Genomic DNA, 13,629 nt, shown 5'->3' with positions numbered 1-13,629 from the left:
CAATCTTAATAATTTTTTGAAACTCTGTTGTCGCAAAATGTAATAAATTGTGATATACTGTAGCAGATAAGCTCATAATCTGAATCGGTAAACGATGAATATATGAGGATGGAGAGAGAATACAGAATGGAAAATAACAACGAGAAAAAAGACTACATAATCCGTTTGGATAAAACCAAAAAAAACCGTAATAAGAATGATTATAAAAAGATTTTAATACTCGCAGGTTCCGCAATTCTTCTGGTGTCTGTTGCAGGTGCAGCAGGAATTACTGCAAGCAGGCAAAAGGGTGCAAAGCCGGCAGCAGCCACAGGCTCTGAAGCACTTGCAGTTGAAACAAAGGCTGCTGATGATACAGCTGAAAAGGAATCACAACAAAGCGCTCAGGAAGCCAAAGAGAAGGAAGATGTTATTAATTCTTATAAGAATCTTGGGATTGTCCAGGTAAGCGGATATCTAAACGTCAGAAAAGAGCCAGGGACAGACGCAGATGTAATTGGAAAGCTGCAGGGAGACAGTGCCTGTGATATTTTAGAGGATACCAAGCAGGGCTGGTACCGGATTTCTTCCGGAGGAATTGAAGGTTATATTACTTCTGAGTTTGTAATTACCGGAGAAGAAGCTAAGAAGAAGGCACAGGATCTGGTGAAATTAAGAGCGGTGGTGCAGACTGACAACTTAAATATCAGAAAAGACCCGTCAAAGGACTCAGATGTGGTAGGACAGGCACTGACTGATGAACGGTATGAAGTAGTGGGTCAGACCGATGGCTGGGTGCAGATTCCCACTGGATATCTGTCTTCCGATTACGTAAAACTGGAATACTCCATGAATGAAGCCAGGAAGCTGGATTTAAAGGCCATGGTCTTTAACTTTTATAAAAATATCGGTATCTCCGATGTTGATAATTACTTAAACGTCAGGGAAGAGCCCAGTGAGAACGGAAAGATTATTGCCAAGATGCCCAGTAAAGCAGCCGGCAATATTCTGGAGACAACCAGTGATGGCTGGTATAAGATCCAGTCCGGAAAAGTAACCGGTTATGTGAAGTCGGATTTTATTCTCACCGGTCAGGCAGCAAAAGATGAGGCCATGCAGGTGGCTGAACTGATGGCAGTGGTGAATACTGACATGCTCAATGCCAGAACAGAACCATCTACCGATGCCAAGATCTGGACACAGATTTCCAACAACGAGAAATATCCTGTATTAAAGCAGATCGATGGCTGGATTGAAATTGAGCTGGAAGAAAACAGCAGTGCTTTTGTATCTACCGATTACGTTGATGTACGATATGCGCTGCCGGAGGCAATCAAATTTTCTCCTCTGGAAGAGAAAGCCAATGCCCAGTCTTCCTTACGAACCCAGATCGTTAATTATGCTCTTCAGTTTTTAGGCAATCCCTATGTATGGGGAGGAACAAGCCTGACCAAAGGCGCGGACTGCTCTGGATTTACCATGTCCATCTATTCAAAATTTGGCGTAGGTCTTCCTCATTATTCCGGATCCCAGGCAGGTATGGGAAAAGCGGTTAAATCAGGAGAGATGAAGCCTGGCGATCTGCTCTTTTATGCCAGCAGCGGCGGAAAGATCAATCATGTTGCCATGTATATCGGTAACGGGCAGATTGTTCATGCTGCCAGCAGGAGAAGCGGAATAAAGATTTCCACATGGAATTACCGTACTCCTGTGAAGATAAGAAATATGGTGGGAGATTAATAGTATCCCGGAACGAAGTTAAGTTCGTTCCGGGTTTTTTTACGCCTTTTTCGGGTTTACAAATATTTTCCAATCAATTATAATCAGGATAGCGTAATGTTTTTAAAAATATAACGGTAGGAGGAATTGATTTGAAGACAGGTGCTGTTATTACCGCGGCAGGCAATAATCACTCTGCCAATGGATTTAGTCCGTTGCTGCCAATTGGTCATACTACAGTGATCAGAAAGATCATAGTGACATTAAAGCAGTGCGGTGTTGATCCCATTGTGGTGATTACTGGCCAGGATGCAAAGGAAGTAGAAAAGCACATCTCCAAATTGAGGGTGATATGCTTAAGAAATGAGGAGTACAAAAACTCCCAGATGTTTGACAGCGTTTTAATGGGGCTTCGCTACATAGAGGATCTGTGTGACAGAATTTTAATTCTTCCGCCTAAATTTCCATTGCTTCTTCCTGAAACAATTAAAACTATTATGGAATGCAATGGGAAAGCCTCCTGTCCGGTATATGATGGAAGAAGGGGACATCCCGTTATGATTCATAGAGAGCTGATTCCGGCCCTGCTCTCATACCGGGGAGAAAGAGGACTGGGAGGGGCTCTGAGACAGGAAGAAGTAAATGGGCTGATGCAGGAAATACCGGTGGCCGACAAAGGCATTATCGAAGCGGTTGAAACAGATCACGATACTGTCAGATATACGGCTGTGGGACAAACGGTAGTCCATCCTGCTGTCAGTCTGTCTCTGGAATTAGATGAAGCATTTTTTGGTCCCGACATGGCGCAGTTTCTCAGGCTGATTGACCATGCAGGGTCAATGCAGACCGCATGCCGTCAGATGAATATGTCCTACAGCAAGGGTTTTAAACTGTTAAAAAATGCGGAAAACCAGCTGGGATATCCGCTTTTAATTACACAGTCAGGCGGATCAGAGGGGGGATTTTCAGAGCTTACGCCCAAGGCACTGGCCTTGATGGAAAACTATATGGCATTGGAAAAAGAGTTAAAAGAAAAGGCAGAAGAACTGTTTCTAAAATACTTTAAGGAGGGCTTGTGATGAAACAGGGAAAAAGTTTTTTTTTAACAGGAGATTCGGGAGAGGGTAAGACCACACTCCTTTTTCAGTGTCTGAAGCCATATCAGGTTGTTACAGGTGGATTCTTTTCCCAACGGCTGGTGAATGAAAGTGGGGATACCGTTGGTTTCCGGCTGGCATCAGCAAAAGAGGAGTGGGAGCCCAAAGTCTGCTATGAGGATGGACTTACCAATATCTTCCTTAAGCGTACAATAGAAGGAATGGTATCATACCCGGAAGTATTCCAAAAGGAAGGCAGACAACTTCTTACCAGCCATGGAGATCATAAGCTGATTCTAATGGATGAGATTGGCGGAGTGGAGCTTTTGATTCCTGAGTTTATGGAAGCGGTTTACGCCTGCGTAAAGGGCCCAAAGCCCTGTATTGGTGTCATTAAGAGCCGGAATAATTTTGCAATGATGATGGCCCGCAATGGAGGAAACCCTTATGCGTCCCATCTGCGTGATGAGCTGGAAGAATCTGTAAAAATGAGTCTTCACAATCAGCTGTTGACCTATCACCGTAAGGATAAGGAGGCAGTCAGGGAGAAAATCTTAAAATATTTAAGAGAAGGGATCTAAAAAGTGGAAAACAGGGAGAAGCGTTATAATAATCGGCTTTTTATAATCGGTGGGGTTTTTGCAGTTTGCTTTTTTGGTTCGTTCCTACTGGGGCGTTATCCTGTTTACCCGGCAACGCTGGTGAAAGTCCTGCTGTCAAGGGTTTTTCCCATTGAAGTAACCTGGCCGTCACAGGTTGAAACTGTTATTTTTAATGTCCGGCTGCCAAGGGTTTTGATGGCGGCACTGATTGGTGCAGGACTTTCCTTTGCCGGAGCTGCTTATCAGGGTATTTTTAAGAATCCCATGGTTTCGCCTGATGTCCTGGGGCATCATCAGGCGCTGGATTTGGCGCAGCTTTGGGATTATTTTTTTCTCTGGGATATGGAGGCGTTTCCTTATGCGCATTTATCTTCGGCTTATCTGCTGTGGGGATTGTGTGCGTTGTAAGCAGCCGTGTTCCTTATAATCAGGTGCTGGGACTGGTACTTTCCGGCATTATGGTTAGTTCTCTTGCCAATGCGGCGGTCTCCTTTATCAAGCTTGTTGCGGATCCGACCAATACACTTCCAGTGATTACTTACTGGCTTATGGGGAGCCTTGCCTCCATTCGCCAAAAGGATGTTTTCTTTGCAGCTCCCTGGATTATATTTGGCATTATCCCGATCTATCTTCTCAGATGGAGAATCAATATATTAAGCCTGGGGGATGAAGAGGCAAGAAGTATGGGAATTCATACGGGGCGGCTCAGGCTGGCGGTGATTCTTGGGGCTACCCTCATTACATCTGCATCCGTATCGGTAAGTGGTTTAATCGGCTGGGTGGGACTGGTAGTCCCTCATCTGGCCCGTATGCTGGTTGGAAGCGATTACAGGCGACTTTTACCTGCCTCACTTTTAATGGGAGGAAGCTTCCTTCTGATTGTTGATAACGTTGCAAGACTGATTACAACCAGTGAGATACCCATTGGAATTCTGACCGCGTTTGTAGGCGCACCATTTTTCCTGTATCTGATTTTAAAGGTAGGGAACAGGCTTTAAAGGGAGGACATTATGGAACTGATGATTAAGGATCTGGAATTTTCCTATCAAAAGCATCCGGTTTTAAAAAGAACCTCTTTTACACTAAAAGGGGGACAGTTAATCTGTGTTCTTGGAAAAAACGGGGCAGGTAAGAGTACCTTGTTTCGATGTATTCTGGGTTTTTTAAAGGGATATCAAGGGACAATTCTCATTGATGATATAAGGCAGAAGGATTATTCAGAACGGGAGCTTGCAAAAAAGATTGCATATATTCCACAGAATCATAATTTTGTATTTTCTTACCCAGTGATTGACATGGTCATGATGGGAACCGCAGCCTCTCTGCCCCTGTTTGGCTCTCCTGGAAAAAGGGAAAGAAAAAAAGCCTTAGAGGCACTAAACATGATAGGGGTTGAAGGGTTAAAGGACCGGATTTACAGCCAGCTAAGCGGCGGTGAACAGCAGCTTGTGCTGATAGCAAGGGCAATTGCCCAGGAAGCCAGAATTCTTTTGCTGGACGAGCCCTGTGCCAGTCTGGATTATGGAAATCAGATCAGAGTTATGAAGGAATTAAAGAATTTATCTGAAAAAGGTTATCTGGTGGTAATGTCCACTCATAATCCGGAGCACGCCTTTTATTTTGCCCATCAGGCAATGGTCATGATGGATGGAAAAGTGAAAGCAATGGGAGAGCCTTCTAACGTATTGACAAAAGAACTTCTTGAGAGCCTTTATCAGGTGCCGATTGATATTTATAAGGATGAAAGCAGCGGCAGAAAGATATGTATGCCTGGAAAGGAGAACCAGATATGTGGGAATTGTACGACTGTCTCATAGATCCCATTCCGGACGATGTAAAGGTGAGCAGTTATCTCTCTGGAACTTACTGCACACTGGTAACAGCAGGAGGGAGTATGGGAGCAGCTGCCACCAATCCTTTGTGTACCATTAAAAGTATAGGGAACGATGTGAGAGAGATGTCCTGGAAAGAAGCGGCGGGCTTAATTAAATCCTGGAATTTCACAGAGGCCAGTATTGGTGCAGCGGCTATCAATGCTTATTATAATCAGCAGGAGTCACTCAAACATCTTGAAAATGCAGGTAAGATTACCATGCTGTCCGGTGAAGATACTTTTTTGGCACATAAAACAGATTTCAGGGATAAAAAGGTTGCAACCATCGGGCATTTTCGTTATGCCGAGGAATATTTAAAGGAAGCCGGTAACTGCATTGTCCTTGAACGGGAGCCGGGAGAGAATGATTATCCCGATACTGCCTGCGAGTTTCTGCTTGAAGAAATGGAATACGTATTTATTACCGGATTTACACTGGTAAATAAAACATTACCAAGATTACTTCAATTAGCACGGAATTCCAAAATAATTTTAGTAGGACCAAGTATACCCCTGGCACCCAGGCTTTTTGATTTTGGTGTCAGCGAGCTTGCCGGAACTTTGATACGGGACAGAGAAAAGCTGGAAGAACTGGTAAAAAACAAAGAGCGAAAAGCAGTGGTCCGCGCCGGTGCTCCGGTTCGTATCACTGAAAAATAAACATTGCCTCAAAGGCAGAATGGAGGATTTATGAGAAAGTATAGAAGGGGTCTGGTTCTGACAGCGGCACTTTGTGCCACGTTCCTGATTTATGGCTGTCAAAAGACAGAAATCAAGGAGACTACAGCTGCGCAGACTGAAATGACTGCCACAGTACCAACATCAGAGATCACAGGAGAAAAGACTCGGGTATTTACCGATTCTGCAGGACGTAAGGTAACACTGCCGGAAGAAATTCAGAAAATTGCGCCATCAGGTCCGCTGGCTCAGATCGTCCTTTACACTGTTGCTCCTGACAAGCTGGCAGGTCTGGCATCAGACTTTTCCGATGGTGCCAAAAAGTATATTGATGAAAAATACTGGGGGCTACCCAAGTTCGGGCAATTTTATGGGAAGAATGCCAATTTGAATATGGAAGCTTTAATAGCCGCAAAACCAGATGTAATCATTGACATCGGAGAGGCAAAAAAGACTGTAAAGGAAGATATGGATGCATTGTCAAAACAGCTTGGAATACCCGTGGTATTTATCGAGGCAGACTTAAATTCCATGAGCTCAGCCTATCAGATGCTGGGAGAAATCACAGGTGAGACGGCACAGGCCGCAAAACTAGCTGATTACTGTGACAAGACTATGAAAAAATCGGAAGAAGCCAAGGCTTCCTTGGGAGCAGATCAAAAGAAATCTGTTTATTTTGCAAGCGGAGACAATGGACTGCACACCAATGCGGAAGGATCCATACATGCCCGTGTAATAGAACAGATCGGAGCTGAGAATGCAGCTAAGGTAGAGAAAGCGTCAAGCGGAGGCGGAAGTGAAGTGTCCATGGAACAGCTTCTCCTCTGGCAGCCGGATCTCATTCTGGCAGATTCAAACGCTCTCTATCAGACGATCACAACGGATTCTGTCTGGTCAGAATTAAATGCTGTGAAGGAAGGCCATGTTTATCTCATTCCCTCAGCACCTTACAGCTTCATGAGTAATCCTCCTTCCGTCAACCGAATGATCGGTATTCTCTGGCTGGGCAATCTGGTTTATCCGGAGCAGTATCAGGGAGATATAAAGGCTGACATAAAAGGATTCTATGATCTTTTTTATCATGTACAGCTTACCGATGCCCAGGCAGAGGATATTGTAAAAGCAGGAAATTAATTTAAAAGCTGGTCAATTTCTATCATTTGTTCCTGGGTGAGTGCACCAAATTCCATGGCTTTGGCATTTTCCATTATCTGTTTTGGTGTTTTAAAACCAGGGATAGGAATGGTCGCATTACTCTTTGCCCAGATCCATGCGAGAGACCCCTGTACCAGGGTTCTTCCGTTGCTGGTAAGAATTTCCCGTACTGCACTTAGTTTCTCTAAAACTTCTGGTGCAGGCCTTCCGTTTTTAAAGATATCTTCAGTCCAGGAATGGCCTGCACCTCTTACATCATCAGAGGTGAGGACAGAATTATCATTAAATTTTCCACTTAAAAAGCCCATGGCAAGAGGACTGCGGTTGATACTTGCAAGATTTCTTTCTTCACAAAGCCGAAGCATTTCAGGAGCATCCTGAAGGATATTTAACTGATGCTGAATGGCAGTACAATTTAAGTTTTCTGAAAAAAGCCTTGCTCCATTTACTAAATCTGTACTCCAGCCGTACGTTCTGATTTTTCCTTTCTCTACCATACGCTCCAGGGTCTCTGCGACACAGTCCATCTCTGACAATCCGATTTCCCAGACATGAAGCTGATACAAATCAATGATATCTGTTTTTAAACGCCTCATGGAGGCTTCACAGGCTCTTTCGATATATCCGGGAGCCACATTATAACCTTTCAGCGTTCGGGTGGCTTCATTTCCCATATAGCCAAATTTTGTGGCAAGAACCACCTGATTTCTTCTTTCTCCCAATGCTTTTCCAATTACTGTTTCACTGTGACCAATCCCATATGCATCCGATGTATCAATAAAATTGATACCAAGATCCAGTGCAGTCTGAATGGCCTTTATGGATGTTTCGTCGTCTGTCTGTCCATAGCCGTCAATTTTTTCATCCATGTAAAACTGACCTCCGATTGCCCAGCTGCCAATTCCCATGGGACTTACCTCAATACCTGATCTTCCTAAAAATCTGCGTTCCATTGAATTACCTCCTTAATAATATACCAAATGGTTGGTAGGTTATATGATAAAAATAAAGGGGTTATTCACCCTTTTATTCCATTCCAAAATACATGAAAGCATAAATCCATCTGGCTAAGCCCCTGCTCTAAATTCATTAAACCAGTGGACAATGTGATACAGGTGACCAGATAGTAAAAAGTGCTTGCCATATCAGCCGGATTCAGAGGCTGAAGTTCTCCGTTTTTAATGCCTTTTTCCATAACAGAAGTCAACTCAGTAGTAAAAACATCAAAACTGTCCTGTGTAAAATGAATAATTTCCTCTTTCATCTGTTCCGGTGGGTAGTAGTAAATCATGTTCCAGAAATCCATCTCTGTATTACCCCAGTGATATTCCAGATAGTCTTTATAAAGAGAGGACAGCAGCTGTCTGGAAGGCAGATCCTGATATTTGCGAAAAATGCTGGTTAAATAAGCATAATGTTTTTTTACAATGATATCAAAAAGTTCCCGAAACAGCTGTTCCTTACTTTTAAAATAAAAATAGAGAGAAGCCTTATTGATTCCTACTTTGGATGCGATTTTTTCCATACGGGCGCCTTCAAAGCCATGAAGAGAAAACTCTTCTAATGCCGCCTGCATAATCCGTTCTTTTGTGTCTGCTCCCTGACCCATGGTTCACATTCCCTTCTAAGTAACTAAACTAACGGTTGGTAGATAAAATATAACATAATAACTTCATACTGTCAATAGCTATAATAACACAAGGCCGCTGCTTGCAGGAAAACCCAATCCTGCAAACTTCGGCCCTGTAAATTATAACTGGCTGCTTTTGTTTCTGTTGTAATTAATGAGACAACCGGCTTTTACGATTTCCCGTTCTTCTGGTGTCATATCTGCAATATAAAGCTGGATTTCATGGATTGGATTTCCTTCTTCATTCTTTACTACGTAAGCTGGTATGCGATCCATAGCACCGTCAAGAGCAGTACGGATATCTGGGACATAAATAAAGTCACCGATATCAAAGGAAGGATCTTCATCCAGTAAAAATGGCAGCATACCCCAGTTCATTACATTGGAACGGTAACGCTTGGTAGCATACTCGTTTGCAATGTTGGCAAGACCGCCAAGAACTCTCTGGCAGCTTGCAGCCTGCTCTCTGGCAGAACCGTCTCCCGGCTTCACTGCGTAAATCATACTGCCGATTTCTGTTTCACTGGCTTTTAAATCCGGCTGCTTTAAATATTCCTTCAGAGCATGGAAGGCACTTTCCAGTTCGTGATCTGCCTTAAGCGGGCAGGCACCGGATTTTCTTACCTTTTCAAGCTCATTTACTTCCTTGGAACGTCCTACGTACTCCGGATCACGGCGGGACAGGGTAAATTCCGCAAGTCCCAGAGGATTGGAACGATAGGAAGAAGTCTCACCGGAAGGAATCAACTCATCGGTGGTTGTAACAGGATCCATGATCTTGGAACATACCCGTAATAAAATATTGTCAGTGAGTGCGCTCATGGAAGGCCAGTCTTTGATATTCGGTCCTAAAATTAAGGATTCGTCTTCCTTTGCCTGTTTGTATCCCTGATAAACACGTCTGTCATAGGAAGAAGAGTCAAATTCATAAGCTGGAACCACATAATCATCTGCAAAGTTTTCGGCTGATGTAAGATAACCACCGTTTGCAGCAGTGGCTGCGATAGAGCGGGCATCCATTAATGCCACACAGGATATCTGGCCGTTACCAGGCTTGGAACCTTCCCGGTTGGGGAAGTTTCTGGTGGTATGGCGGATGCTTAAGGCATTGTTTGACGGCGTATCTCCCGCACCGAAACAGGGACCGCAGAAAGCGGTACGTACCGTGGCTCCGGCCGCCATCAGCTGGGATATGGCACCTTTTTTCACCAGATCCATATAAACCGGCTGGGAAGACGGGTATACGGAAAGGTTAAAAATATCGTTGCCGCAATCCTTTCCAGAAAGCATATGAGCCGCCATCATGACGTTGGAATAATTACCTCCGGCACAGCCGGCGATGACACCCTGCTGAACCATCAGCTTTCCATCTACGATTTTATCCGTAAGGGAAAGGCTTGCTTTTGCAGTTCCCAGAATGTTAGCCGCTTCTTTTTCCACAGTTCTTAAAATATCACCCAGATTATCATTCAGTTCATCGATCTCATAGGTGTTGCTTGGATGGAAGGGAAGAGCAATCATAGGCTTAATGGTGCTTAAATCCACATGAACAACGCCATCATAATAAGCTACTTCTGCGGGATTTAACTGCGCATAGTCAGATTCTCTGCCATGAAGTTTTAAATACTCCCTTGTATCCTCATCTGTAATCCAGACAGAAGAAAGGCAGGTTGTTTCCGTAGTCATGACATCCACACCATTTCTGTAATCTGTATCCATGGATGAAACTCCGGGACCCACAAATTCCATAATCTTATTTTTTACATAGCCATTTTTAAATACAGCACCGATAATGGCTAACGCCACATCATGAGGACCTACGTGGGAAGCAGGAGCACCGGTTAAATAAATAGCTACGACTCCAGGATAGGCAACATCATAAGTATCTTTTAACAGCTGCTTTACCAGTTCTCCGCCGCCTTCCCCGATTGCCATGGTACCCAGGGCACCGTAGCGGGTATGGCTGTCAGAACCCAGGATCATGCGTCCGCATCCTGCCATCATTTCTCTCATATACTGATGAATGACTGCGATGTGGGGAGGAACGAAGATTCCTCCGTACTTCTTTGCTGCAGAAAGACCAAATACATGGTCATCTTCATTAATCGTTCCGCCAACGGCACACAGGGAGTTGTGGCAGTTGGTCATTACGTATGGAATAGGAAATTCTGTAAGGCCTGATGCACGGGCTGTCTGAATAATTCCTACAAATGTTATGTCATGGGATGCCATGGAGTCAAAACGCAGCTTTAAATGCTCCATGTTTCCAGATGTATTATGTTTTTCTAATATGGAGTATGCAATGGTACCCTTTTTCGCCTCTTCTCTTGTAATGGGAGTACTTCTCTGGGCGTTTACTTTGGACAGTTCCTCTTCGGGAATCAGCTGAGTACCGTTTACAAGATATGCTCCTCCGTCATACAACTTTACCATAAGTTATCGTTCCTCTCTCTTTTTATAGGGAATGGTTTCCCCCACGTATTTTGTAGCCGGACGCATGATTCTTCCGTCGTACATCTTATTCTCAATGTTATGTGCCAGCCAGCCGGCCATACGTGAGCACACAAATAATGGGGTGTACATGTCTTCGGGTATCTGTAACATATTATAAGCGAAGCCGCTATAGAAGTCCACATTGTTTGACAAAGACTTGCCATTTCCGGCGAGACAAGATTTGGCAACCTTTTCAAATTTTGTCAGGAATTCATATTCGTCTTCTCTGTTTTTCTGTTTTGCAAGATTTTCGCAGCAGATTTTTAATAGATCTGCACGGGGATCTGACACGGTATAAACCGCATGGCCAAGACCATATACCAGACCGGAATTATCATAAAAATCCTTTGCCAGAATCTTTTGGATGACCGATTTCATCTGTGCTTCTGTTGCTTTTAACCCAATTTCTTTTTCAATTGCAGTAATCATCTCGCTGCAGCGAATGTTGGCGCCGCCATGCTTGGGACCCTTTAAAGATCCGATGGAAGCGGAACTGGAGGAGTAAATATCAGTACCGGTAGAGGAAATAACAACATTTGTAAATGTGGAGTTGTTTCCGCCGCCGTGATCTGCATGAATCATCAGCATAATATCTAAAAGATCGGCTTCCTGCTGGGTAAAGGATCCGTCTTTCCTTAACATATAAAGAATGTTCTCCGCCATGGAGTATTCCGGCTTTGGATAATGGATCACAAGACTCTCCCGGTCATAGTGATGAATTTTACACTGATAGGCATAGACAGCAAGAGACGGAAGCTTTGCCAGTATATTAATTCCCTTTAACAGAGTCTGATATGGGTCAGTGTTATCCGGGTCTTCATCATAATCGTAAAGAGCAAGGATGCTTTTTTGCAGGCTGTTCATTAGATTGCGGGAAGGAGTACGCAGCATGTTTTTTTCGAGAAATTCATCAGGAAGGTTGTAGTGTTCACCAAGCAGGGTAGTAAATTCACGCAATTCCTTTTTCGATGGGAGATAACCAAAAAGAAGTAAAAATGATGTTTCCTCAAAGCCGAAACGGGAATTATTTTTTCCGTTTACCAGATCGCTGATTTCAATACCGCGATAATAAAGCTTTCCTGGAACATTTACCTTTTTTCCATCCTCAATTTCATAGCCAACTACGTCGGAAACGCGGGTAAGTCCTACTCGGACTCCGGTACCGTCTTCATTGCGGAGTCCCTTTTTTACGTTGTGTTCTTTGAATAAGTTGTTCGGAATGTCCGTGTAGTTAGAGGATTTACCAAACGTCTGTGCAATGAAAAAGTTGTTCATGAGATAAGTTCTCCTTTTTTTCAGATTTAACCACAGGGATTCGTTTAGACAAAAGCAGCGCATAGGGATCTCTCCGGCGCTGCCTTCGTTGGCAATGGAATGTGGTTTTTTATTGTTTCGTAGTTTATCATGTAAAAGCATCAAAGTCAATACCTTGTTGCGATCACAATAAAAATATTGTTACTGACGGGGGAAAACAGAAAAATCACAGTTGTACGTTTGGTTTACAAAATAAGGCATATTTTTACTGTTTTTTTCACATCATATGAAAGCGATTCAATATTATCAGCAAACAGGAGGTTTTCTTACGTGAAAGAATCTGAAGATAGAAATAACCGTCAGGAAGAGAATGAAGCAGCAAGTGCAGAAGTAAAAAATGCAGAAGGAACAAGAAAAGAAAATCTGGAAGAGAAAAAAACAGAGAAGGATATTGAACAAAAGGAAGATCAGAAGCTGGAAGAATATGGTCAGATGACTCTTGATGATAACGAGGGGAAACGTAAAATTCATCTGCTGACCATTATTGGTGAGATTGAAGGACATGAGAATCTCTCCAGCAACAGTAAAGCCACCAAATACGATCATGTCCTCCCAAAGCTTGCAGAAATAGAAGATGATGACTCAGTGGAAGGATTATTGGTTCTATTAAATACTTCAGGAGGTGATGTAGATGCGGGATTAGCCATTGCGGAGATGATTGCATCCTTAAGTATTCCCACAGTCTCACTGGTTCTTGGAGGCAGCCATTCCATCGGAGTTCCTCTGGCAGTAAGCACCAATTATTCCTTTATCGTTCCCACTGGAACCATGATGATTCACCCGGTGAGAATGACCGGTATGGTAATCGGAGCTTCCCAGACCTATGAGTATTTTGAAATGATACAGGACCGGATTTTAAGCTTTGTCTCCAATCATGCAAAGATTGCTTATGATCAGTTAAAAAGGCTTATGCTTAATACGGAAATGCTTACCAGGGACTTGGGTACGGTACTGGTGGGAGAGGAAACAGTTAAGGAAGGCCTTATTGATGAAGTAGGCGGAATTAAAGATGCGTTAAAAAAATTATATGAACTGATGGAAACTGCTTCCTCTTAGACGTTGCAATTCTCCCGTTTTTTTTGTATACTG

11 protein-coding genes and 1 pseudogene are annotated in these 13,629 nt (G+C 43.4%); 8 read left to right on the top strand and 4 right to left on the bottom strand.

Features of this window, described 5'->3' with window-relative positions:
* The first annotated feature begins 126 nt into the window (after positions 1-126).
* From ACOAOT_RS09665 to ACOAOT_RS09635, 7 genes and pseudogenes are all read left to right on the top strand, one after another.
* On the top strand, positions 127-1,719 hold the full coding sequence (locus tag ACOAOT_RS09665) for a C40 family peptidase (protein ID WP_420216801.1): 1,593 nt from the start codon (positions 127-129) through the stop codon (positions 1,717-1,719).
* Positions 1,720-1,850: 131 nt separating this feature from the next.
* Positions 1,851-2,777 (top strand): NTP transferase domain-containing protein, encoded by a 927-nt coding sequence (locus tag ACOAOT_RS09660; protein WP_420216800.1) that lies wholly within the window; start codon positions 1,851-1,853, stop codon positions 2,775-2,777.
* Positions 2,777-3,376 carry a nucleoside-triphosphatase gene (locus ACOAOT_RS09655; RefSeq protein WP_420216799.1) on the top strand — a complete coding sequence of 200 codons (600 nt, stop codon included), beginning with the start codon at positions 2,777-2,779 and terminating at the stop codon, positions 3,374-3,376. Before ACOAOT_RS09660 ends, ACOAOT_RS09655 begins: the two co-directional genes overlap by 1 nt.
* Positions 3,377-3,379: 3 nt before the next feature.
* Positions 3,380-4,395: pseudogene (locus ACOAOT_RS09650) on the top strand (FecCD family ABC transporter permease).
* Positions 4,396-4,407: 12 nt separating this feature from the next.
* Positions 4,408-5,214: an ABC transporter ATP-binding protein gene (locus ACOAOT_RS09645; RefSeq protein ID WP_420216798.1), complete on the top strand. Its 807-nt coding sequence runs from the start codon at positions 4,408-4,410 to the stop codon at positions 5,212-5,214.
* The gene (locus ACOAOT_RS09640; protein ID WP_420216797.1) at positions 5,187-5,930 is read left to right on the top strand and encodes a Rossmann-like domain-containing protein; all 744 of its coding nucleotides are present in this window, start codon (positions 5,187-5,189) and stop codon (positions 5,928-5,930) included. The genes ACOAOT_RS09645 and ACOAOT_RS09640 overlap by 28 nt, the downstream gene beginning before the upstream one ends.
* Before the next feature lie 30 nt (positions 5,931-5,960).
* Positions 5,961-7,082 (top strand): ABC transporter substrate-binding protein, encoded by a 1,122-nt coding sequence (locus ACOAOT_RS09635; protein WP_420216796.1) that lies wholly within the window; start codon positions 5,961-5,963, stop codon positions 7,080-7,082.
* Here the strand turns inward: ACOAOT_RS09635 and ACOAOT_RS09630 are convergent.
* The 4 genes from ACOAOT_RS09630 to ACOAOT_RS09615 form a co-directional block, all read right to left on the bottom strand.
* Entirely contained in the window at positions 7,079-8,056 is a 978-nt protein-coding gene (locus ACOAOT_RS09630; RefSeq protein WP_420216795.1) for an aldo/keto reductase, read from the bottom strand. The two genes, ACOAOT_RS09635 and ACOAOT_RS09630, sit on opposite strands and share 4 nt — an antisense overlap.
* A gap of 65 nt (positions 8,057-8,121) precedes the next feature.
* Positions 8,122-8,712 (bottom strand): TetR/AcrR family transcriptional regulator, encoded by a 591-nt coding sequence (locus ACOAOT_RS09625; protein ID WP_420216794.1) that lies wholly within the window; start codon positions 8,710-8,712, stop codon positions 8,122-8,124.
* A 141-nt stretch (positions 8,713-8,853) separates the two neighbouring features.
* A complete protein-coding gene (locus tag ACOAOT_RS09620) occupies positions 8,854-11,166 on the bottom strand; it encodes a hydratase (RefSeq protein WP_420216793.1) in 2,313 nt (770 codons plus the stop codon).
* Positions 11,167-11,169: 3 nt separating this feature from the next.
* Positions 11,170-12,501, bottom strand: coding sequence for a citrate synthase (locus tag ACOAOT_RS09615; protein ID WP_420216792.1), 1,332 nt, complete (start codon positions 12,499-12,501; stop codon positions 11,170-11,172).
* A 402-nt stretch (positions 12,502-12,903) separates the two neighbouring features.
* Here ACOAOT_RS09615 and ACOAOT_RS09610 point away from each other — a divergent pair, with 402 nt between their 5' ends.
* The gene (locus ACOAOT_RS09610; RefSeq protein WP_207715626.1) at positions 12,904-13,596 is read left to right on the top strand and encodes a ClpP family protease; all 693 of its coding nucleotides are present in this window, start codon (positions 12,904-12,906) and stop codon (positions 13,594-13,596) included.
* Positions 13,597-13,629: the final 33 nt, after the last annotated feature.

It is taken from the genome of Lacrimispora struthionigena, assembly GCF_048627165.1.
Classification (GTDB): domain Bacteria; phylum Bacillota; class Clostridia; order Lachnospirales; family Lachnospiraceae; genus Lacrimispora.
This window is presented reverse-complemented; position numbering and strand designations above follow the sequence as displayed.

Bases quoted from the DNA above. Each gene is read 5' to 3' on its own strand.
- ACOAOT_RS09625 (WP_420216794.1), bottom strand. From the start codon at position 8,712: ATGGGTCAGGGAGCAGACACAAAAGAACGGATTATGCAGGCGGCATTA.
- ACOAOT_RS09615 (WP_420216792.1), bottom strand. From the start codon at position 12,501: ATGAACAACTTTTTCATTGCACAGACGTTTGGTAAATCCTCTAACTAC.
- ACOAOT_RS09655 (WP_420216799.1), top strand. From the start codon at position 2,777: ATGAAACAGGGAAAAAGTTTTTTTTTAACAGGAGATTCGGGAGAGGGT.
- ACOAOT_RS09635 (WP_420216796.1), top strand. From the start codon at position 5,961: ATGAGAAAGTATAGAAGGGGTCTGGTTCTGACAGCGGCACTTTGTGCC.
- ACOAOT_RS09630 (WP_420216795.1), bottom strand. From the start codon at position 8,056: ATGGAACGCAGATTTTTAGGAAGATCAGGTATTGAGGTAAGTCCCATG.
- ACOAOT_RS09645 (WP_420216798.1), top strand. From the start codon at position 4,408: ATGGAACTGATGATTAAGGATCTGGAATTTTCCTATCAAAAGCATCCG.
- ACOAOT_RS09620 (WP_420216793.1), bottom strand. From the start codon at position 11,166: ATGGTAAAGTTGTATGACGGAGGAGCATATCTTGTAAACGGTACTCAG.
- ACOAOT_RS09665 (WP_420216801.1), top strand. From the start codon at position 127: ATGGAAAATAACAACGAGAAAAAAGACTACATAATCCGTTTGGATAAA.
- ACOAOT_RS09640 (WP_420216797.1), top strand. From the start codon at position 5,187: ATGTGGGAATTGTACGACTGTCTCATAGATCCCATTCCGGACGATGTA.